This window comes from Bacillus sp. FJAT-25509, from assembly GCF_001420605.1.
Lineage (GTDB): Bacteria > Bacillota > Bacilli > Bacillales > Bacillaceae_G > Gottfriedia.
The window spans coordinates 338,482-360,374 of sequence record NZ_LJIZ01000026.1 but is presented as its reverse complement, the minus strand read 5'-3'; the positions used below and the strand labels follow the sequence as shown (position 1 = coordinate 360,374).

Here is a 21,893-nt window from a genome sequence, read left to right as displayed (position 1 = left end):
GCTCAACCTGGTAAGGTGCTCTGCTTTTCCACTCGCTTCGAGTGTACTCTACTCGCTTCTTCACTGGAGTTTTTCATCCAGCTATGCTTTCGATAGTCGTTAGGCATTTACTTATCTTAATCTTTCAGAAAGTCTCTTATAGGTAGGAAATTTATTGCGACCTTGTCTCCTGATTGGGTTTCTTTAGACATTCCTAAATATTGTGCTACATTTTGATTAATGAATTAACACTTAATACCTATAAGACACTTACTATAAATAGTTTAGATTAACGAATTAAGATAAGATTTAGCACGGTAGATTACCTATTATAAGGCTTCTCCCGTTTAACAGAGTTTTCGACTAGAATTTCTTCTAGAAGGTGCTAGCTATTAACACAAATTAGACATTTTAATTTCGCCAATATCCTTCAATGCATGCTGCTGATTAGCATTACTCTTATACATCAAATATGGATAACCAGATTCTAACTGAATCGCAGCAATTTTTACTAAAAGATCTCGAGCATTTAAGTCTAGCTTTTTCTTTTTAATACGCTCATTATTTACTAACTCTTCATATCTTTCATCTATATCAAAGTCATCTAAATGAATTCCATATTCTTTATACACTGTATATGGTGCGAATACGTAGAATGGTTCATTTTTTTCTGCTAATTCAAAGAATTTATTTGGAACTATTAAACCGATTGATAGTGATTGAATTCTACTTTTCTCATCAGCATTGATTTTTTTTGTATCAAGAAATTCAACTACGTCCCAGTGGAAAATATTTAAATAGGTTGCACCAGCACCTTTACGTTGTCCAAGCTGGTTAGCATATGAAAATGAATCTTCTAATAGCTTCATAACAGGAACAACACCACTTGCAGCGTTATCAATTTCTTTAATTTGCTCTCCACGTGCTCTAAGTTTTGATAAATTCAGTGCAACACCACCGCCGATTTTTGACAGTTGCATTGCCGTATTAATTTGAAATCCTATTGAATTTAAACTATCGTCCATTTCTAGTAAGAAACATGACACCAATTCGCCTCTTCTACTTCTTCCAGCATTTAAGAAAGTTGGAGTAGCTGGCTGATAGTTTTGTTGAATCATCATTTTTGCTAATTTCAATGCTTTTTCAATATTGCCTCTTCCTAAATATAGTGCAACGATCGCAATTCGATCCTCATATCCTTCTAAATAATGCTTTCCATCATTTGTTTTTAATGCGTAATCTTTAAAGAATTTTGATGCGGCCATATATGATTGAAAAGTAAATCCTGCATTGTATACTAACTCATATAATTTTTCTATTTCATCAAAGGAGTAATCCATCTCAACATTATAATAGTAGTTTTCTTGAATCATATAGTTTAAGCGTTCTTTTAATGAAGAAAACTGAATCTTTTTATCTTCAACTTCTTTCAAGAAACAAAGAAGCGCTTCTTTATCTTTTGCGAGATCAAAAAAACCATCTTTTTTAATCGTCAATTCATTATTCAGCTCAATATGTCTCAAGCTTTTCCACTCCCTCAATAAAATATTGTACATCTCGACTTGTCCCTGACAGTTCAAACTTTGATAACACTGGAACTTGATAGTCTGATGCTATTTTATCTGCACTTGCTGCAAAAGAATCTCCCCAGTTTTTATTACCACTTGCACTGACTGCTTTTAAATACTTTGAATTACTCTCCAAAAAAGTACTTACGTTTTCAGGTACGTTACCAAATCCTGTAGTATAGGTTACGAGAATATACGGTACTTCAATTGTTAGTCCATCTTTTATTTGGATTGACGGCATTCTAACTTTATTGACAAATCGCTTAACATTGCCAGTCATTGAACTGTAAACTATCACCATATTATCACCCTCGTTAATATGTAAGAATATTGAAAATACTTATATTATATACCTACATATTGTATTACCTTTTTAGAACAAACACAACATATAGGTACTGAATTTAGAAAATAAACATTTCGACAATATGTCTCGAAATAAAACAATATATGAAATTTAACAAATTATGGAGAAGAGTGCAATAAAGTGTAAAACAATTTTTTTGTCAAATGAGGTCATAACATTTTCACAAAAAAAGTACTCATTAAGACCTTGCGAAATAAGAAAAAAAGCTAAAAAAACTTTTTTTTTTCGCAAACTTTTAATGAGTACTCGATTAAAATAATATTATTTTGACTTTAGATTTTAACAAAAATTGTTAACTTCTAGCTTCTTCTAAGTAAGTATAAATTGCATGGCCACCATGCTGTGCAATCCCACGAAAGTGCTTAAAGTCCTCTCGATTAACAATTATTTGTCTAAATGTTAAAAAATCATCTTTTGTAACACTAATTTCTGATATCTCACCTTTTACTAGCTGATCAATCAAATTGATAAATTCATTTTGTTCCATACTATCACCCTTTATTATTTTGATCGCCACAAGAAATAAACTTCAAACCTTACATTAACAAAGAATGTACTTAATGGAAACTAAATAGTTACATCAAGAATTTTTTCCGTAACAGCTAAATTCATATTTTTATTATTTACTAAAATTACTTCACTTTTTCCATCTTTTAAAACTAAGAATGCTTTAGGAATTACTTCTACTCCAGTTCCGATACTCGCAAACTCGTATGATGAATGTGCTTCACCTAGCGCTAAAATCATTTCAAAAAATGGTACTAAAATAATTTTTTCAAAATATAAAATCGGATCACCTATAAGAGTATTACTACTAACCAAATTTTTAATTTCATTTGAAATTTCTACTTCAAACTCTTCAAACCATTCTTTCAACAAACTAACCTCCTGAAAGTGCTACAACCATTTTTGCCTTTCAAAAGGTTTTTAAACATAATTTCTTATGAAAAAAGACAAAATTGTAAAAAAATTTAAATTTTCTCTTTACCTTTAAACCGTTTTCATGCATTATAGAAGGTGTCAAGTCAAAACTTTGTTAGGAGATATGCTCATGAAAATTGCAGAAGCAGGAAATATCATTGAGTTTAAACAGGGATTGAAAGGTAGAGTACAAAAAGTAAATAAAAATTCTGTCATTGTTGACATATCCATAATGGAAAACTTCAGAGATTTAGAAATGGAACCGCTAACAGTCGTAAACCATAAAAATTATAAAATACTAAAAACAGCTGAATAGTTTAATAACAGTAATATCAGCTTATATTCATATTTTAAAAGGTTCGAACTACATAAATTTCAATTATATTAAAATTTTATTAGAATTCTTTACCAAATCAGTCTCAGGTCCCGTGTATATCACGGGACTTTTTTTTATGATTACAAATGATAATGTGATAAGTAATGATCACGATAAAAATCTAGTACCATTCACTCTTTAGTAAAGGAGATGGCTATTTTGTTTCTTTGTCCAATTCTTTAAACGATTTTACTTTATCATGTGGCTGATGGTTCGACTTTCTTTCATTCCAAAATCGTTCCTTTTCTTTTTTTGATTTTGTCATTTTCATTCCTCCTAAAATTAATCAATTTCTTGCCATCTTATCATTTCACAAAAAATGAAAATCTATGTTAATTATTTTTAGAAGGATTGAGCAAGAAAATCGTATAAAACGTTTAGATCTTTTTCTTTTATTTTAAAAGAGTTGAAATGAACATGTTCTTTCTCCAGAGAAATAACGTCGTCTAAAGATTGAAAATTCGGATTATATTTTTTTATCACTTTATCACTATACATAGGAAGGAAGGTAATAAATGAACTTTTTAACAAAGTTTAGTTTAAAAAACTCTGTAGCAATTTTTATTATTTCGTTTTTATTAATAGTTGGAGGACTATATTCTTATTCAAAATTAAAAGTTGAAGAGCTTCCAAATATCGAGTTTCCAGCTATTTCTGTTCAAGTTGTTTACCCTGGTACAGCACCAGATGATATAAATGAGCAGATTACAACAAAACTTGAAAACTCATTTAAATCAATTGAAGGAATTAAGACACTTTCAAGTTCTTCTTTCGAAAGCGTTTCTGTAATTAATGTAGAATTCCCATTTAATACGGATATGGATAAAGTTGAACAACAAATTAACACAACATTAAAGGATGCTGGATTACCTGAAAATGTATCAACAAAAGTAGACCGTTTTTCGTTTGGTTCATTCCCTATTTATTACATTTCAATGTTTTCAAAAGATGGTTCAAATATCGAAACAACTTTAAATGACGAAATTGTACCAGCTTTAAATAAAATTGAAGGCGTAAACAGCGTTTCGATCGGTGGAGGAAAATCAACTTCATTATCAATCGAAGTTGATAAGCAAAAAATTGCAAACTTAGGTCTTTCATTAACAAGTATAAAAGATCAAATTAATGCAAAATTCCTATCCTTCCCGGCTGGAAAAATAAATGATGGCGATATTAAAATTCCAATTCGTGTTGAAGAAAAATTAGATACACTTCAGAAACTAAAGGATTTAGAATTACAACCTGCATCTTTTACTTCTACTACACCAAATCAAAATGCTCAAACTCCAAAAGTTTTATTAGGAGACATCGCTAAAATTGAATCAGTAGACTCTAAAGATGAATTAATTCGTTATAATGACAATGATGCTATATCAATGGCAATAACGAAAAAACAAGATGCAAATACAGTTGAAGTAGCTGACAAAGTAATAAAGGTACTAGATAAGCATAAAAATGAAATTTCATATAAAGTGGGTTATAGTTCTGCTGAAGGTGTAAAGTCATCTGTTGAATCTTTAATTAAAGAAGGCTTATTAGGCGCAATATTTGCCTCATTAGCAGTATTGATTTTCTTACGTAACTTCAGAGCTACATTTATTGCTATTATATCAATACCTTTATCATTATTAATTACATCGATTTTCTTACTTAAATTAGATATAACGCTAAATATTATGACCCTAGGTGGTATGGCAGTTGCAGTAGGACGTGTAGTTGACGATAGTATCGTTGTAATTGAAAATATTTTCCGAAGAATACGTAAATCTAAAGAAGGCATTTCAAATCATTTAATTTTATCTTCTACAAAAGAAATATTAAAAGCAGTCACATCTTCTACTATTACTACTATTGTAGTTTTCTTACCTTTAGGTGTTGTCGGTGGATTTACTAGTAAAATATTCCTACCATTTGCTTTAACAATTGTTTTTTCTTTACTAGCTTCATTGTTAGTTTCGATTACAATCGTACCAATTTTAGGTCGCTATGCTTTTAAGAAAGTGCCACCTGAAGAAAAAGAAGATAAAATTCAAGTTTGGTACGGTAATGTGATCGAAAAATCATTAAATCGCAAATGGATTGTTATTGTACTAGCTATTGTATTACTTGCAGGTTCTTTCTCTTTAGTAGGTAGACTTGGGTTCACATTTATTCCAAATGAATCTTCACGATCAATCATTGCTTCATTAGAACTGCCATCATCAACATCATTAGAAAAAACAAATGAAGTTTCATTAAAAATGGAAAAGATGTTCTTAAATATGAAGCAAGTTAAAGAAGTTTCTACTGGTGTTGGTAGCCGTGACTTTATGACTGGACTAAAAACTGAGAATAAAGCTAGCTATTTTATTAATTTAAAACAAAGTGCAGATGTTGATCAATTCATTAAAGATACAAAAAGTAAAATGGAGAAAGTAGCAACATCTGAAGTTCAAGGTGCTAAAGTAGGATTACAAGAAAACTCATCTGGTGGTCCACCATCAAATAATAACGTGGACATCAATTTATATTCTAATAACTTAGTTGCACTACAAGAAAGTGCAAAAAAAGTTGAAGACTATATGAAAAAGAATGACCACCTAAAATATGTTACGAATAATTTCGCAGAAAAACAAAAACAAGTTATTGTTTCAGTTGATGAGAAAAAAGTTTCTGAAAATGGACTTTCCGCTGGGATGATCTTAGGTTTAGTTGCTGACCAAACAAATCCAGTCAATATGGGAACATTAAAAATTGATGGTAAAGATCAAAATGTGCAATTAACTTACAATAAAGAACTCCAATCTGTAGAGGATATTAAAAATATTAAATTGTTTGGTAAATTAGGACCAATCAAATTATCAGATGTAGCCCAAGTTAAAGCAGTTGAAACATATTCAGCAATTCAAAAATTAGATGGTAAAGTATTTGCTAAGGTTTCTGCTCAAATAAAAGGAAAAGACATTGCAAAAGTAACAAATGAAGTAATCAATGATGTAAAAAAAGATGTAGACTTGCCAACTGATGTAACTTTAAAAGGTGGTGGCGGTAGTGATGATACTACTCAAACATTTAAAGATCTAGGTGTTGCAATGGGAGTTGCAATCGGATTAGTTTATTTAACCATGTTAATTACTTTTGGCAAAGCTCGAATTCCATTTATTATTTTATCTGCATTAGTATTTGTACCAATCGGTTCATTTGTTGCACTATTCCTAGCTGGCGAACCGCTCTCAATTAGTGTAATGATTGGTTTACTAATGTTAATTGGAATCGTAACAACAAATGCAATCGTACTTGTCGATCGAATCGGACAAAATTTAGAACAAAAACGATTACCTCTTCGCCAAGCAATCATCGAGGGAGGTAAAACACGTCTAAGACCTATATTAATGACCGCATTTGCAACAATAGCTGCTTTACTACCTTTAGCATTAACAAAGTCTAGTGGTACACTTATTTCGAAAGGATTAGCTATTACAGTAATTGGTGGTTTAACTTCATCAACATTATTAACGCTAGTATTTATTCCGGTTGTATATGAACTGTTCTTTTCTAAGAAAACAAAGAAGCATGCTAAGTCTGAAGATACTGCTAAGGTAGTTAATAATTAAATTTGTTAAACAATAAAAGAGAAAGGTAATAATCCTTTCTCTTTTTTGTGTTTTTAAATATTTCTACTAGATTTTCTTTTGATTTGATTTTTTTCTGCAAAATTTTATTAGTATTTTTGCAAATAATTCAATGGTTAGAAGCTTTATTTGCACTTTCATATTTATAATTGCAGTTTTATCAAATTTAATTGCACTTCATCATCCTTAGGAGTATTTGTTGACTTTCTTCTTATTTAAACTTTCTAGATAAAAAAACTCCGACTTTTCAAAAGTCGGAGTAATTCCTTATAAATTTTGATCGTTAACTCCTGCTAGCCATTTTCTAACAGGTTCTAGTGTTTCCTCAATACAGCCATCATTAAATGGTGATTCAAGTTTAGCCTCTTTAACTAAGCCTAAAAATGATTTACTTCCTCCTAATTGGCAAAGTCCAACATAATCAGACCACGCAGAATTACGATCTTCATGCATTTTATTCCAGAATTGTAATGCACAAATTTGAGCTAATGTATAATCAATATAATAGAATGGTGATTGGTAAATATGCCCTTGTCTTTGCCATAAACCACCTTTTTCTAAATAACTATTTCCGTCATTTGCTCGATGAGGTAAATATTTTTCTTCTAGGCTCTTCCAAAGTCCGTGGCGTTCCTCAGGTGTTAAATCAGGATTTGCGTAGATTTCATGCTGGAATTCATCTACTGCCACACCATAACTAATAAAAGTAATTGCACTACTTAAATGTGTAAAATAATATTTTTGTGTATCCTCTTTAAAGAATTCTTCTTGCCAAGGCCATGTGAAAAATTCCATACTCATTGAATGAATCTCACACGCCTCAAAAGTTGGCCAGTTATACTCAGGTGTTTCAAATTTACGACTTTCATAAACCTGGAATGCATGCCCAGCTTCATGTGTTAGTACGTCAATGTCACCAGATGTTCCGTTGAAGTTCGAGAAAATAAAAGGAGCTTTATAATTTGGAATATAAGTACAGTATCCCCCACCTTGTTTTCCTTCCTTAGCAACTAGATCTAGTAAATTTTCCTTTAACATAAAATTGAAAAACTCACTCGTTTCTTTCGATAATTCATCATACATTTTTTTACCATTCTCAATAATCCACTCAGGATTACCTTTAGGCGTCGCATTACCAGTTACAAATTCGAATTTATCGTCATAGTAATAAAGTTGTTCTACACCGATTCGATTAGCTTGTCGTTCTCTTAATTCGGTAGCGATTGGAACAATTGTTTCAAGAACTTGTTCTCTAAACTTCTTAACATCATTTGCATCGTAATCCGTCCTCATCATACGAGCATATCCTAGTTCAATAAAGTTTGAGAAACCGAGTTTGTTTGCTATACGAGTTCGAATTTTTACTAATTTATCGTAAATCTCATCAAATTTATCTTGATTCTCCGAGAAGTATCCAAAGTATGTATCGTAAGCTGTCTTTCTAACCTCTCGATCTTTATCCTCGAAATGTGCTGAAATTTGTGCTAACGTTTTCACTTCACCATAAAACGGAAGTTTAGCAGCCGCTACTAACTTAGCATATTCAGTCGTTAGTTTATTTTCTTCTTGTAAATCTGGAATTACTTCTTCACTTAAAATTTTCACTTCACATTCAGCTAAAGCAAATAATTGACGGCCATATTTTTCTTCAAGTTGCTCTCTAAATGGTGAACCGATTAATGCTTTATAATATTGTTGCCCATATGATTGAACAATTGGAGTGTTCTCATCAAAAAACGCTTGCTCATCCTCATAAAACTGATCGTTTGTATCAACTGAATGGCGAACTGCACATAAATTTTCCATTGTTGAAAATTCATTTCTTAAATCATTGATTTCATTCATTGCTAATTCTTGTTCATAGACCGTTGAAGCATCATAAAAATTTTGTAATGAACGTTTAAATTGTTCCCCAAAGTTCTTAATATTTGGTCTAGAATACTGGTAATCTTGAAAACCCATGTTAATCCCTCCATTTTTTGTGATATTGCTATTATATAAAAAATCTTCTTGTAAAAAAACCTAAATCTAAATAAATTTCTGAAAATTTAAAAATTATTTACTTAGAAACATAAAATTTAATTCCAGAGAAATAGTTTTTAACAGCTTAAATAAGTGTTAATTCAATATATTTTTAAATAGATAATTGTTTAAAAATAAAAAAAGCTCCATCAAATGAGAGCTTTTTTAATTAGACCCATGGTACCCAATTTTCTTCAATAAGTGAATTAGGAAATTTTTTTCTTCATTAGATAGATCACTCATTTGCTCATGTAAAAATTCTTCGTGCACCGGAAAAATTTCTTCCATCAGTTTATTTCCACTTTCAGTTATTTCAGCATAGATTACTCGACGATCTGCACTACAAGGATTTCGATAAACTAGACCTTTTTTCTCAAGTTTATCTACTACATAAGTAATACTTCCACTTGCAATTAATATTTTTTCTCCAATATGTTGAAGTGGTTGGTTTCCTTTATGATACAACAGCTCAAGAACTGCAAATTCAGTTGGATTTAAATTAAAACTAGCAATCGATTTATTTGCAGAATCATTTATTTTTCTATGAGCTCGCGATAATACAATAAATAGCTTTAAAGAAAGCTCTATATCTTTTCTATTTGTCTCTTCCATAATAATACTCCTTCAATTTCTTTTACTTTGTTCATTCTATATTATTATTTTACACTTATAAATCAATCTTAAGATTATTTCAATGAAAATGACTTATTTAATTCAGTTAGCAATTTTTTTTGGTATGAAATAATTAACTCGTCCAATTCTTGACTGGCCTTTAAGGTTAAATGTTCGTTTAACCCTTTAGTTTCCGCAAAAAATACCATTTCTTCCCTTTTTAATGAAATAGATAATAATAAACGGCTGAGTTGATATTCATTCATTAGACAGATTCCCTTCTACAGGATGTTTTTTAACAAACCTTTTCATTCAAACTCGAATTAATTCTATTATTCATTCTATCTAAATTATTTAAAATAGATACAATATGAAACCTACTAAGCAAAATTACCTAGTAGGTTTATTTTTTTTATGAAATAGCGCTTTTATCGTTCTTACTTTATAAATTAGACGACTTTTTATTAAATCCTGCTTAAAATGATTAATTTTGATTTAAGTGATATTCTATAGGCAACTTTATCTAAAGTTTAGTAATTTGTAGCTATGAACAAATAGTATTGTTCAATTCCTATAAATACTGTATACTCTAAAAAAAATTTATATTTAGCATAAGCTACTAGAAAAGATCCTAATTCAATAATAGTATAATTTTATTATAAAATAAAAAAGCTGAAATGTAATGGAATTTATTTACCACTACTATTTCAGCTTTTTCACTTCTATTTAGTTGCCTGCTTTTATTTTATGACCTTGAATCATCATTAATTTTACTTTATAACTTATTAGAAATTCTATTCCTTCTAGCCACTTCTTCGTTTCTAGTGGGCTTCTTCCCCAAACAGTGATCCCGTGATTCCTAACAAGAACAGCCCCAAAATCCTTTGTTAAAAATGGAGTGTATGCACGATTAAAAGTTTCCATGTCTTGTGCATTCTCAATGATTGGAACTATTATTTTATTTTCAAAATAAGAACTCGTTAATATATGAATCATTTCATTATTTTCAAGTTCTACCTGCCCCTCATCACCAAATAATTCAGAAATTACATTATTATCTACAGTATGTACATGGAGCACACAAGTAGCAGATGTTTTTTCGTAGATATTTGCATGAACCAATGTTTCAAGTGATGGCTTTAATACCGTATCAAATACTGGTTCACCCAGGTTATTAACTACAATAAATTCTTCATCACAGCGCGCTCTCTTATCCTTCTCATCCGCAGTTACAAGAAACAATAATGGATCGTCTGAAATTTTCATTGACAAGTTTCCACTAGTACCATAAAACCAATCTCTTTTAGCCAAATCACATTTAATATTCGCAAGCTTTTTCCATTGTTCTAAAAATAAACTCATATTTACACCTCCACTTATTTAGACTATCTATTTGGACACCGTAAAAATTCAAACTATTCATACTATTTAATAAAATTATGTCATGTGTCGGTCTTCATTGTCAATAGTTCTAAGTAAATGAACAATCACCAATTTTCTACAACTTTTTTCCATTTTTGATAGTAACTAATGATTTAATACTTTTTTTACATCTTGATTTGACAGCACTCCTATTTTATTACACAAATACGTAAAAAATAATACTTTCCTACTCATTTTGTTGTTCCTTTCTTTCCCTAGGGAAACTTTTTTGTATTTAGTAAATCATATGTCTTTTTATAAAAAGTGTGAGGAAAATCTACTATAAAATAGAGCAAGATTCTGCTTACTTTATTAGCGGATTTTAGTCCGAATCTTCTCCAAAATAATCCACCCTAAATTGATTTCGCCTAATAATTAGATAGATGGATCGCTTCTTTTTTTCATTCATTTTCTATTTCGCTTTTGAAAATTTAGTAATCTCAATATTTTATGATAAAATAAATCGATAATAATTTAGAACGAGGTATATCAATGAACATTGTTTTAGCAACATTAAATGCAAAATATATCCATACTAATTTGGGTATTCGATACATTAAAGCGTATGCTCAGCCTGAATATGATATTGAGCTTGCAGAATATACAATTAAAGACCCAAGCCTTAATATCATCACTGACTTATATAAACGCAAGCCAAAAATTCTTGGCTTTAGCTGCTATATTTGGAATATCGAACAAACAATTGAAGTAATCCGTATGTATAAAAAAATTGATCCTTCAGTTATTATTTTTGTTGGCGGACCAGAAGTAAGCTATGATGTGAATTATTGGTTAGATCGCGTAAAGGAAATTGACATTATTACGATCGGTGAAGGAGAAATTACCGTTAAGAAATTAATTAAAGCTATTGAAAATGGGAATGATTTCACTTCCATAAATGGCATTGGTTATCGAGATGAAGGAAAAAATATCATTAAACCACAAACCGAAAAATTAGATTTAACAACTATTCCTTCCCCTTATCGCTTTAAAGAAGATTTACCATTTCTAAGTAAAAGAATTCAATATATCGAAACAAGCAGAGGTTGTCCATTTAATTGCCAGTTTTGTTTATCTTCTATTGAAGTTGGGGTTCGATATTTTAATCGAGAGGTTATTAAAGATGATATTCGTTACCTTATGGCAAACGGAGCAAAGGTTTTTAAATTCGTAGACAGAACTTTTAACATAAGTCGTAGTTATGCAATGGATATGTTCCAATTTTTAATTGATGAACATGTCGAAGGAACAGTATTCCAGTTTGAAATTACTGGTGATATTATGCGACCAGAAGTCATCGAATTTTTAAATCAAAATGCACCTAAAGGCTTATTCCGATTTGAAATTGGTGTACAATCTACAAATGATGCTACAAACGAACTAGTTATGAGAAGACAAAACTTTGAAAAGCTATGCAGAACTGTCACACTTGTACGGGATGGAGAAAAAATAGATCAACATTTAGATTTAATAGCTGGTTTACCAGAAGAGGATTACAATTCATTCCGTCAAACATTCAATGACGTTTTTGCTTTAAGGCCGGAAGAGTTGCAACTTGGGTTCTTAAAAATGCTAAGAGGCACTGGAGTACGATTAAGAGCACATGAACATGATTACGTATATATGGATTATGCTCCGTATGAAATATTAAGTAATAATGTACTATCTTTCGATGATATAGTAAAAATTAAGCAAGTTGAAGACGTACTCGAAAAATATTGGAATGATCACCGTACAAATAGTACGATTGAATATTTAATTAAAAATGAATTTGAAAGTCCATTTGATTTCTTCCAATTATTTGGTTCATATTGGGAAGAAAAAGGGTGGTCAAGAATAGGCCACCAGCTTGAAGATTTATTTAAGCGTCTAAATGAGTTTTTAACTCAATATCAAATTAAAAACGATACGATTGTTAAAGATATTATGAAGATTGATTATTACTTAAATCATAAATATAAACCGCGTAAACCATGGTGGGACGAAGTAACAAACCATGATTTTACGAAGGAAGTTTATAAACGAATTATCGAAAATCCTGAATTTTTAGGTTCCGATTTTATTTCACTTAATTTAAATGAAAAAGAGATCTATAAACACACAATGATTGAATCACTTTCATTTGATATCGAACATTTCTTACTAACTGGAGAATATAGAACCGGTAATTATGCAATGCTAGTTTATTTCTCACCAAAAACATTATCGCCTTCATTTTTTACAATTGAAGTATAGGTACAAGAGGACAATATTCATTTTGGATATTGTCCTTTTTGTATTGATTTTACTATTTAGCAAATAATAATTTGTAAGTAGAGGTGATATATAATGAAGAGAAAAAATGACAAATCTAAAATCGATTCACCGGTATTGCATGATACTTTACCCCATATTTCAAATTTTCCATCTTTTAAAGGAACAGACATTAAAATGGAAGAACCTTTTGTAAATTCAAAAGGTGTAGTTATTGGAGACAGTAAGTATAGCTCCCCTAGCTCTCCATTAAATAATTGGTCTGACGATGTTGATCCATCAGTTATGGCGGGCGACGAATGGGTTCATCCAACAAATGATATTGGTTGGGCAAGTGCAGAAAACGCCGACCTATTAGAATCAAAAAAGCGAGAACAACCAGCAAAACAATTTATGCATCCACAGCACGAAACCAAAGACTGATTATGTGCAAGTTTTAGGGGATAGAAAAGAGTTATCATTTCTTCTATCCCCTATTTTTTTTAAAATAGTGCGATATTTATATCGCCCTTTTTTTGAACTAGTAACATATATAATTGCGCTCTGTGATGTGTGAAGTGGACTAAAATCTCTAATAACCATTCGAATTTAGAATATTGAAGACCCCAATATGAAGTAGTTTTTACAACTAAATCATTTTCTTTCATATTAAAATAGCATTCCTTTAATTCCTGAAAGTTTTTTTGTAATAAACTCTTCATTTCAACGAAAGATTTACATTCAACCACGGTATAGTAATTAACCATCATTTCTTGACTTGCACCGCTCATAATTTCCATATCAGCACCAATAAGTTCACATAGATGCTGCACTAACTCCCCGATCGATTTCTTATCATCAACCGGTCGAAAATTTAAATCTTCCTCATTAATTAAATCAATCATTTCTAAAACACTCTTTACACATATACTTAACTGATTAATCACATTTTCAATATACATACATTGGTGCGGGAAAAGAATGGCAGAATTATTTGGATTCGGAATATTTGTGTTCACGATCAATCACTCCATAATTTCTAACCTCCTCCCTTTTCCTCCTTCCTACTTAACCTCTAATTTTTTATCCGTCATATAACCCTTTCCTATTGAATAGACTTGTACAATAGAGGAGGGATATTGAATGAGAACATTAGCTTGGCATGAAACTTTAGAATTACATGAAATTATTGCTACAACTACTTACTATTTATATAAGCTTAAAACAAATATAAAAAATATAACAGATTCAGGATTAAAAGAATTATATAAAACTTCTATTACATTATTTGAAAATAACTTACGTGAATTACTTAAATTTATGAGCAATATTACGATTGGGGAACGGGATGCAGCAAGCGATAAATTGGCCAGCGAAATGAGTGCTGAAGATTTATTATCAGCAACAAAAGTATTAACAAAAATGTATGCACATGCACTTACAGAAACCGCTACTCCTGACTTAAGTAATTTATTTATAAAGCAACTAGTATCGGTGAATAATTTACATGTTCAAATTTTTAGCTATTTATCAAAACAAGGTCAATATTCAGTATTTAATATTAATAAGTTAATCGAAAACGATGCTAAAAAGGCTATGGATGTCTTAAAAATGCCGTATTAAAAAATGGACGTTCTATAACGTCCATTTTTTAATCTTTATTGAAGTTTTTATTAGATAAGTCTGTGACTTTCTCAGCAGCTATGTGATGATATCTTTGAGTATTTTCAACTAATTTTATCAAATTCAGATATGTTTGCTTTGCACCTAATACAAGTAACGGAACGCCAATAAAATCGATATGTAGAAATCTTGATGTAAATCCACCTAAAGTCATAGCTATTGGTACAGTTGGCGATGTACTTGATAAGATGATTTTATCATCTTCATTTAATAAAACCTTTCCTAAACCTTCTATGGCAGTAGGCACATTTTTTGTATATCTTTTTGCTACTGTATATACTTGGTCTCCATTTTCATCTTCACCGTGAAAAAATAGTTTTCCACCATCTTTTGGTTTTAGTTTATTAAATAAGTAGGTATTTTTTACTTCTTCAGTTGTCGGCTGGCGATCAAGTGGTAATTGTTTTAAATGATATGCTGCTGCTAAGGGTGAAGAATGTGTACCTCCAAAACAGTAATAAATATAATATTTCATTTATCTCATCCTCAAATTTTTAATTAATACGTATGTAAATGTAATTGCTTCGAATCCCATTCTGCAAAGCATACTTGTTTAAGTGATAAATTTGACTCAGAAAGTTTTTTATGTACCCACTTTTCATCTTTTTTAAGCGAGTTAAGTGCTCTTTCAATTATTTTTCCATCACTAATTACTACGACTGGTAAAAATTCTTTTTCCATTTGAATTTTTAAATCCTGTTTCGTAGGCGTATCGAAATTTGATTTCTTCAAGACACTAATTGTACCGTCATTTTCTAAAATAGCATACGCTACTTCACTGACTGCAAAAGTATCCTTAGCTCTTAGTAATTGCATCAATTGATCAGTATCCAAACGGTTTCTTTTCAATTCTTTCCACTGGATTGCCCCATGCTTAATAACGACCGAAGCATCACCTTCTAAGAACTTCCTTGCCCACATTGACTTTTGTGTCCAGACCTCAGTAAAAAATATTAATGCACCCCAAACAAAAATACTAAAAAGAATTTTTGGTAGATTCGCTTCTTTATCATATATTCCATCTCCTAGTATATTTCCTAGCACAAGAGATGAAATCAAATCAAATGGCGTTATTTGCGTGATTTGTGTTTTTCCATTAATTTTAACGACAATAAAAAGAGCTATATATCCGAAAAACAACTCACTAAACATTTCAAGATAATTCATGTGATACACTCCTAAAATTTTATTACCTATTAAAATTTTCTTACTATTTTACTCTTTTTATTCATAAAACCGGCAATTAATCTTTGCTCTAATTAATTTTTAATTTTCCATATAAAGATATGCATCTGGATGAGACCCGATCGTAACTAGATCTTTTAATATTTTAGCTAAAATATAACTATAAACCGTTCCATTGCCACCATAGGCCATTAAAAAAAGGCAATTTGGATATTCATTATATTGCCTAATCATCGGTAAGCCATTATGTGTTCCGCCAAATGTGCCGGTCCAATAATATTCTGCATAAGCATCTTTATAATTAGGAAATAACTCTATTAAATTTTTTATAAGCTGTTCTTTTTTATGAAATAACATGGATTCACGTTTTTCTGGTATGATTGTATGTTCGTCAAGTCCACCGACAATTATTCTCCCATCAACCGTTGTCCGAAGATATAAATATGGCCTAGCTGTCTCCCAAATTAAGCAATTCTCATACCATGCATTGTTTTTCTCAATTAAAGGCTGAGTTGCAATCGCAAATGTTGATGTTAAAATAGCATTTTTCTCACTTTTTACTTCTTGGGATTCATAGCCCCCAGCAAAAATAACTTTTTTGGCACGAATGGTATGTTTATTTTTAGTAAATAATTGTACCCCTTGCTCTGTACCGATCATCCGAGTTACTTCTGTATCTGAATATACCTTCAAACCTCGTTTCAGAGCATATAAAAGCAAGCCGTGAGCGCATTTATATGGATTTACTTCGGCGTCATCACCTGTGTAAAGTGCAGCTTCTTTCGTAAAATTAAACTTTTCTTTAATTTGCGATTCTGTAAATCGTTCAACATTAAAACCATTTTCTTTTAAAACTTTATATTCCAAATCAATCATTTCTTTTCCATCTAAATCACTAGCATAATATAAACTTTTTCTTTTTATAAAATCAGGATTAATATCGATTGTTTTTGACATTTCTTCAAGACCTTTAATTGCCTCTACACATAATTGATAATGACGGACAGCTTTTTCTTTTCCATATGAATTTATAAATGAATTTAAAGTTTTGTCATTTGAATACTGCAAAAGTCCCGTATTTGCACTAGTACTACCTTGTACAACTTGTTTTCGTTTATCTAGTAAAACGACCTTGGCACCCGTTTGACTTAAGAAATATGCACATAAACTTCCTGATTCACCACCCCCAATGATGACAAAATCACAATCTAGATCTTCGTCTAATGGCGTTATATTTTCCAGTTCGGGTTGCGAATTAGTGTAAGTCGTTGGCCAATACAAAACTCCGCTAATACTTTTCACTTTCTAAACTCCTTTCAACAGATCATATTTAAGGTAGTTTTTGTCAGTTAAATAAAAAAAATCCCACTTTTTTAAAAGTGAGATTTTTTAAGTAAAATATAATGATATTTATTTAAAGGTTTTCTAGAAATTTACTGAAATTATGATCTTTCAGCTAACCATTTACCAATTGTCGGATATGTTGTTTTTAATGAAACTGGTCCAAACATGATTGATACATGGCCCGATGGAATCGAAACATACTGCTTATCTACACTTGAAATATGCTCATTTAATGCTTCAACTTGGCAAGGCATCGCAATATGGTCTTTCGTAGCAGAAATATTTAAAACATTAGCTTTAATGTTAGAAACATCTACTTTTCTACCTCTAATTTCTAAGTCACCGCTTAATAATTTATTTTGTTGGTAAAATTCTCTAATCCATTGGCGATATGCTTCACCTGGGAATGGAATACCATCTGTTACCCATTTTTGCATTAACTGCCACGATTTAATAAATTTTGTATTATCAGAGCGATCCAGTAATGTTACATAAGGTCCAACAAAATTAGTAACTGGTTTTAACATTTTGTTACCAAAATCGATCATTTCAGGAGGAATATTCCCTAATGTATCAACAGCTTTATCAAGTGCAAAGTATTTTTCATTTAAAAATGCACCATATAATCCTGTATCTGAAAAATCGAATGGACTAGTTACAAAAATTAAGTTTTTAATTGGTGCATTTTCATAAAGTGATGCGTAAATACTAGTTAAAGTACCACCCATACAATAGCCTAATATTGATAATTCTTTTGCACCTGAGAAACGAAGAACCTTATTTACTGCTTTTGCAATATAGTCGTGAATAATATCGTCAAATTTCAAATGACGATCTTCATGACCAAAAGTTCCCCAATCTAATAAATAAACATCAAACCCTTCATTAACAAGATACTCAACAAAAGAGTTCCCCTTTGTTAGATCAAGAATATAAGGTTTATTAATTAGAGCATAAACAAGAAGGATTGGAGTCTTTTTTACCTTTTTAGTTGTTGGAATATAATGATATAGTTTACTTTTATTTTTAGTCCAAATCACTTCTTTAGGAGATTGACCTACTAAAGGTTCTCCCTCTTTTATAAGAATATCTGCGGTTTTCTTCAATCTTTTGTATGATTCTTTTAATCCGCTCGGAAGCGATTCCGTAGCTTCTTCTAACATTTGTGAATTAAACACACTTTTCCCCCCTTTTGATCTGAAAAAAGGTCATCTATAAGTAAGACTTAAACGTAAAGTCCGCCATTTACATTAATCTGTTGGCCAGTAATGTACTCTCCACCTTCACATAAGTAAATTACAGCTTTAGCAATCTCTTCTACAGTACCAAATCTTCTTTTTGGTATTCTTGATTTAATTTGCTCTTTTACATTTTCAGGAATTTCGTTTACCATGTCAGTTTCAATAAATCCAGGACATACAGAATTTACTGTAACGTTTGTTTTTGCTAATTCAAGAGCTAAAGATTTAGTAAATCCGATCATTCCAGCTTTTGCAGCAGAATAGTTTGTTTGGCCGAATCCGCCTGCCTGACCAATAACTGATGAAATATTAACGATACGAGCGTTATCAGATTCAAGTAAGTATGGTAAAGCAGAATTACATGTGTTATAAACACTGCTTAAATTTACATCAATAACCTCATGCCAATCTTCTGCACTTAGTTTTTTGAAACTACGGTCTCTAGTAATACCAGCATTATTTACAATAATGTCTAATCGGCCAAAATGCTCAACCGTGCGATCAATTAATGCTTTCGCTTGATCTAATTCAGCAACATTAGCTTGCACTGCTAACGCTTCATAACCATTTTCAAAAAGTTCATCTACCACTGCTTTTGAGTGTGCTTCACTATTATTATAATTGATTACAACTTTTGCGCCTTTTTCTGCTAAAGCAAATGCTATCCCTTTTCCTATCCCTTTTGCTCCACCTGTTACGATCGCTACACGATTTACTAAATCCATTATCATTTCTCCTTTTTTAACTAATTATTGTTTTGTTGGTTGTTTAGTCGTTAATTGTTGTAAAAGTTGTTCAATGTTAGCCATTGAAGACTTTAATTGCTCAATGTTTTCCATTGACGACTTTAATTCACTAACTTGTTGATGAATTGATTTGGTTTCAGCTTTCAATTTTGTAAGATCTCGTTTAACTGTCACAATGTCTAACTCTTTTTTCAATGCTGCTACATCTAACTCAGGTTGGGAATCTAAATATAATTGATCTTCTAATGTATCTACTTTCGATTCTAAATTGATCACTAAGCTAGCTACATTTGCAATATCTTCTTTAGAAGCAATATTTGAAGCCTCTAAGAATGTTTTGGATTGATCATTCAACATCTTTTTACAGAATAGATTAAAATCTATTACAGAACCCATCCACTCGGAAAATTCTTCTTTCTGAACATATTCGTTCATCATTTTTCCAAAGTATTTTTCATTTACATCATACATTTGCTTCCACATTTTCAATGGATCTGAATAATTTTGCTCTGACATGTTAATCCCCCTCACTACTTTTAAGTATAGAAAACAAGCTAACGACAAAACAATCCAATGTTTTCGTGATATTTCTACATCTGTTGTCGAAATTTGTTTTTTAATATTCATTATATTTAAAATACATTGACAATAAATTTAACTAAGTGTAAATTACACCTAAGGGATGATGATTCCATTACTACGATATAGGGGGGAACATAACTTTATGACAACAAATGAAAAGGAAACAAGTAAAAAAAATAAACCCGAAACCTCTGAATCGATTACATTGCCTAAAAACTTCTTGGTTCCCTTTCTACTTCTTAGCCTTAAGCAATGGAATATGCATGGCTATAAATTAATGCAAGTATTATTTGATTTAGGTTTTACTACGCTTGATTCAAGTAATGTTTATCGGATTTTAAGACAACTTGAAAAAGAAAGTTATATTAAATCTAGTTGGGAATATGGAATTGAAGGTCCGGCAAAGCGAATTTACTCCATTACAGATGCCGGTGAGGAATATCTAAAAACTTGTCATAATTCATTTACTCAATATAATCAGATGCTCCAAACATTTTTTTCGATTTACACAAATTCATTCTTTCCATTTAGCAACTCTGATCAAAGTTTTAAAGACGATTGAAATTGCAGCAATGCATTCAATAATAAATTTTTTTGGAGGAAACACTAATGACTGAAAAAACAATCGAATTACAAACTGAACTTGCAGCTGAGAATTTTCAAAAAATGCTTCAATATTTATTAGACAATCAATTACAAATTCAACAATGGACAGAGTCTTTATTTCAAGAACAAGCAAAACAATGGAAAACTTTAAACGAGCAAGTGCAAGTTCAACAACAAGAGTCTTACGAGCAGTTTCAGGAAATGATTAAGTTATTAAATGAAATTAAGCCTACAATTAATCAAGAGACTTATGAAAAAACTTGGAAAAAATTATTTGATCAGTTTGCTCCATTTCAATCTTTATGGACAAATATGAATCAAAACCCATACCAATCGTTTTTTCAAGCTATGAGTACATTTTCAAATCAACAACAACAATTTTTCCAACAATTTTTTAAACAACCATTAAATAACACACCTTACACTGCTTGGACGAACATGTATCAACAGTTCCAAAAAACTCAAGAAGATTGGTTTAAAAACTTACAAGAATTCTCATTCACAAAACTATAATCGATATTTATTAAACAATTTTCTTGATTAGCTAGACATTTCATCAAGGAGAGGATGAAACAAAATGAATGTTTTCGAAAGTGCAAGAAATGTACAGGAAGTTCATTTTGACTCCATTTCAGTTGGTGACGAAGCTACTCTTGAAGTTAAAATTACTGCAGAGTTAATTGAACAATTTGCTGCAATTTCAACAGATGTAAATCCAATTCACTTATTAGATGATTTTGCAAAAGAAAGCATCTTTAAAGAAAGAATTGCACATGGCATGTTGATTTGCAGCTTTATTTCCTCAGTACTAGGTACAAAACTACCCGGCAAAAACACCATCTACTTATCTCAAGAAGTATTTTTCAAAGCACCTGTAAAAATAAATGACACAATTAAAGTGATTGTCAGTGTTGTGCGTAAAAGAGATGATAAAAAATTATTAACGCTTCAAACGAATGTATATAATCAAGAAGATGTACTTGTCGTTGAAGGATCAGCATTGGTTAAAAAGTTAACATAACCCTAATATGACTGTATTTACCAAGCATGAGAAAACCCTAAATGTAAAAAATAGAATTGTAAGCTATTACTTACAGAAAGGGAGATCAGCATGACAAGAACAAATAAATTATTAGTTCCAGGTGTAGAACAAGCACTAGATCAATTTAAATATGAAATCGCTAACGAATTTGGTGTAACTTTAGGATCAGATACAACTGCACGTTCAAACGGATCAGTTGGTGGCGAAATCACTAAACGTTTAATTGCTCAAGCGCAAAGTCATTTAAAGGGTCAATGATTAAAGAACAACAAACTATATAAAATGGCTTAATATAGGGGAAGAATTAATTCTTCCCTTTTTATTTTTAATTTTTTGGAAGAAAATAGCAATTTT

Annotated in this window: 24 protein-coding genes and 1 pseudogene; 9 read left to right on the top strand and 16 right to left on the bottom strand. The window is 30.9% G+C overall.

Annotation, left to right across the window (positions count from 1 at the left end; genetic code table 11):
• Positions 1 to 374: 374 nt before the first annotated feature.
• The 4 genes and pseudogenes from AN960_RS17735 to AN960_RS17720 all read right to left on the bottom strand — a co-directional run.
• Positions 375 to 1,502: pseudogene (locus AN960_RS17735) on the bottom strand (ribonucleotide reductase barrel domain-containing protein); the annotation flags it as partial.
• Positions 1,489 to 1,848 carry a class Ib ribonucleoside-diphosphate reductase assembly flavoprotein NrdI gene (gene nrdI, locus AN960_RS17730; protein ID WP_056474136.1) on the bottom strand — a complete coding sequence of 120 codons (360 nt, stop codon included), beginning with the start codon at positions 1,846 to 1,848 and terminating at the stop codon, positions 1,489 to 1,491. The pseudogene AN960_RS17735 and the gene nrdI, both read right to left, overlap by 14 nt.
• Before the next feature lie 358 nt (positions 1,849 to 2,206).
• Entirely contained in the window at positions 2,207 to 2,401 is a 195-nt protein-coding gene (gene ykzS, locus AN960_RS17725) for a protein YkzS (RefSeq protein ID WP_056474133.1), read from the bottom strand.
• A gap of 80 nt (positions 2,402 to 2,481) precedes the next feature.
• The gene (locus AN960_RS17720) at positions 2,482 to 2,790 is read right to left on the bottom strand and encodes a spore germination protein GerW family protein (RefSeq protein ID WP_056474132.1); all 309 of its coding nucleotides are present in this window, start codon (positions 2,788 to 2,790) and stop codon (positions 2,482 to 2,484) included.
• Positions 2,791 to 2,965: 175 nt separating this feature from the next.
• On the opposite strand from AN960_RS17720, the gene AN960_RS17715 reads away from it, so the two are divergent.
• Positions 2,966 to 3,151: a YkvS family protein gene (locus tag AN960_RS17715; protein WP_056474129.1), complete on the top strand. Its 186-nt coding sequence runs from the start codon at positions 2,966 to 2,968 to the stop codon at positions 3,149 to 3,151.
• Between the two features lie 214 nt (positions 3,152 to 3,365).
• On the opposite strand, the gene AN960_RS25155 is transcribed toward AN960_RS17715, so the two are convergent.
• Positions 3,366 to 3,476: a DUF6254 family protein gene (locus AN960_RS25155; RefSeq protein ID WP_235832784.1), complete on the bottom strand. Its 111-nt coding sequence runs from the start codon at positions 3,474 to 3,476 to the stop codon at positions 3,366 to 3,368.
• 250 nt (positions 3,477 to 3,726) lie between these two features.
• On the opposite strand from AN960_RS25155, the gene AN960_RS17710 reads away from it, so the two are divergent.
• Positions 3,727 to 6,804: an efflux RND transporter permease subunit gene (locus tag AN960_RS17710; RefSeq protein WP_056474126.1), complete on the top strand. Its 3,078-nt coding sequence runs from the start codon at positions 3,727 to 3,729 to the stop codon at positions 6,802 to 6,804.
• 285 nt (positions 6,805 to 7,089) lie between these two features.
• On the opposite strand, the gene AN960_RS17705 is transcribed toward AN960_RS17710, so the two are convergent.
• The 4 genes from AN960_RS17705 to mtnB all read right to left on the bottom strand — a co-directional run bounded on the left by AN960_RS17705 (position 7,090) and on the right by mtnB (position 10,818).
• Positions 7,090 to 8,784, bottom strand: a complete 1,695-nt coding sequence (locus tag AN960_RS17705; RefSeq protein WP_056474123.1) for a M3 family oligoendopeptidase — start codon at positions 8,782 to 8,784, stop codon at positions 7,090 to 7,092.
• A 225-nt stretch (positions 8,785 to 9,009) separates the two neighbouring features.
• Positions 9,010 to 9,456 carry a MarR family winged helix-turn-helix transcriptional regulator gene (locus AN960_RS17700; protein ID WP_056474121.1) on the bottom strand — a complete coding sequence of 149 codons (447 nt, stop codon included), beginning with the start codon at positions 9,454 to 9,456 and terminating at the stop codon, positions 9,010 to 9,012.
• A 74-nt stretch (positions 9,457 to 9,530) separates the two neighbouring features.
• The gene (locus AN960_RS17695; RefSeq protein WP_056474119.1) at positions 9,531 to 9,722 is read right to left on the bottom strand and encodes an aspartyl-phosphate phosphatase Spo0E family protein; all 192 of its coding nucleotides are present in this window, start codon (positions 9,720 to 9,722) and stop codon (positions 9,531 to 9,533) included.
• A gap of 460 nt (positions 9,723 to 10,182) precedes the next feature.
• Positions 10,183 to 10,818, bottom strand: coding sequence for a methylthioribulose 1-phosphate dehydratase (gene mtnB, locus AN960_RS17690; RefSeq protein WP_056474118.1), 636 nt, complete (start codon positions 10,816 to 10,818; stop codon positions 10,183 to 10,185).
• Between the two features lie 552 nt (positions 10,819 to 11,370).
• On the opposite strand from mtnB, the gene AN960_RS17685 reads away from it, so the two are divergent.
• Complete coding sequence (locus AN960_RS17685; protein WP_056474115.1) at positions 11,371 to 13,113, top strand: B12-binding domain-containing radical SAM protein; 1,743 nt, start codon at positions 11,371 to 11,373, stop codon at positions 13,111 to 13,113.
• A gap of 93 nt (positions 13,114 to 13,206) precedes the next feature.
• The gene (locus AN960_RS17680; protein ID WP_056474112.1) at positions 13,207 to 13,554 is read left to right on the top strand and encodes a DUF3905 domain-containing protein; all 348 of its coding nucleotides are present in this window, start codon (positions 13,207 to 13,209) and stop codon (positions 13,552 to 13,554) included.
• Between the two features lie 59 nt (positions 13,555 to 13,613).
• On the opposite strand, the gene AN960_RS17675 is transcribed toward AN960_RS17680, so the two are convergent.
• Entirely contained in the window at positions 13,614 to 14,129 is a 516-nt protein-coding gene (locus AN960_RS17675; protein ID WP_056474109.1) for a DinB family protein, read from the bottom strand.
• 124 nt (positions 14,130 to 14,253) lie between these two features.
• Here AN960_RS17675 and AN960_RS17670 point away from each other — a divergent pair, with 124 nt between their 5' ends.
• Positions 14,254 to 14,733: a spore coat protein gene (locus AN960_RS17670; protein ID WP_056474106.1), complete on the top strand. Its 480-nt coding sequence runs from the start codon at positions 14,254 to 14,256 to the stop codon at positions 14,731 to 14,733.
• Between the two features lie 28 nt (positions 14,734 to 14,761).
• Here the strand turns inward: AN960_RS17670 and AN960_RS17665 are convergent, their stop codons facing one another.
• From AN960_RS17665 to AN960_RS17640, 6 genes are all read right to left on the bottom strand, one after another.
• Positions 14,762 to 15,268, bottom strand: coding sequence for a DUF3189 family protein (locus AN960_RS17665; protein WP_056474102.1), 507 nt, complete (start codon positions 15,266 to 15,268; stop codon positions 14,762 to 14,764).
• 23 nt (positions 15,269 to 15,291) lie between these two features.
• The gene (locus AN960_RS17660) at positions 15,292 to 15,960 is read right to left on the bottom strand and encodes a DUF421 domain-containing protein (protein ID WP_056474099.1); all 669 of its coding nucleotides are present in this window, start codon (positions 15,958 to 15,960) and stop codon (positions 15,292 to 15,294) included.
• Between the two features lie 99 nt (positions 15,961 to 16,059).
• On the bottom strand, positions 16,060 to 17,280 hold the full coding sequence (locus tag AN960_RS17655; protein WP_056474096.1) for an NAD(P)/FAD-dependent oxidoreductase: 1,221 nt from the start codon (positions 17,278 to 17,280) through the stop codon (positions 16,060 to 16,062).
• 140 nt (positions 17,281 to 17,420) lie between these two features.
• Complete coding sequence (gene phaC, locus AN960_RS17650; protein ID WP_056474264.1) at positions 17,421 to 18,485, bottom strand: class III poly(R)-hydroxyalkanoic acid synthase subunit PhaC; 1,065 nt, start codon at positions 18,483 to 18,485, stop codon at positions 17,421 to 17,423.
• A 62-nt stretch (positions 18,486 to 18,547) separates the two neighbouring features.
• Complete coding sequence (locus AN960_RS17645) at positions 18,548 to 19,291, bottom strand: 3-oxoacyl-ACP reductase (RefSeq protein WP_056474263.1); 744 nt, start codon at positions 19,289 to 19,291, stop codon at positions 18,548 to 18,550.
• A gap of 21 nt (positions 19,292 to 19,312) precedes the next feature.
• On the bottom strand, positions 19,313 to 19,825 hold the full coding sequence (locus AN960_RS17640; RefSeq protein WP_056474094.1) for a hypothetical protein: 513 nt from the start codon (positions 19,823 to 19,825) through the stop codon (positions 19,313 to 19,315).
• A gap of 208 nt (positions 19,826 to 20,033) precedes the next feature.
• On the opposite strand from AN960_RS17640, the gene phaQ reads away from it, so the two are divergent.
• From phaQ to AN960_RS17620, 4 genes are all read left to right on the top strand, one after another.
• On the top strand, positions 20,034 to 20,453 hold the full coding sequence (phaQ, locus tag AN960_RS17635; RefSeq protein WP_056474092.1) for a poly-beta-hydroxybutyrate-responsive repressor: 420 nt from the start codon (positions 20,034 to 20,036) through the stop codon (positions 20,451 to 20,453).
• Positions 20,454 to 20,500: 47 nt separating this feature from the next.
• On the top strand, positions 20,501 to 21,010 hold the full coding sequence (locus AN960_RS17630) for a hypothetical protein (protein WP_056474090.1): 510 nt from the start codon (positions 20,501 to 20,503) through the stop codon (positions 21,008 to 21,010).
• Between the two features lie 64 nt (positions 21,011 to 21,074).
• Positions 21,075 to 21,518, top strand: coding sequence for a MaoC family dehydratase (locus AN960_RS17625; RefSeq protein WP_056474085.1), 444 nt, complete (start codon positions 21,075 to 21,077; stop codon positions 21,516 to 21,518).
• Positions 21,519 to 21,608: 90 nt separating this feature from the next.
• Entirely contained in the window at positions 21,609 to 21,797 is a 189-nt protein-coding gene (locus tag AN960_RS17620; protein ID WP_056474082.1) for an alpha/beta-type small acid-soluble spore protein, read from the top strand.
• Positions 21,798 to 21,893: the final 96 nt, after the last annotated feature.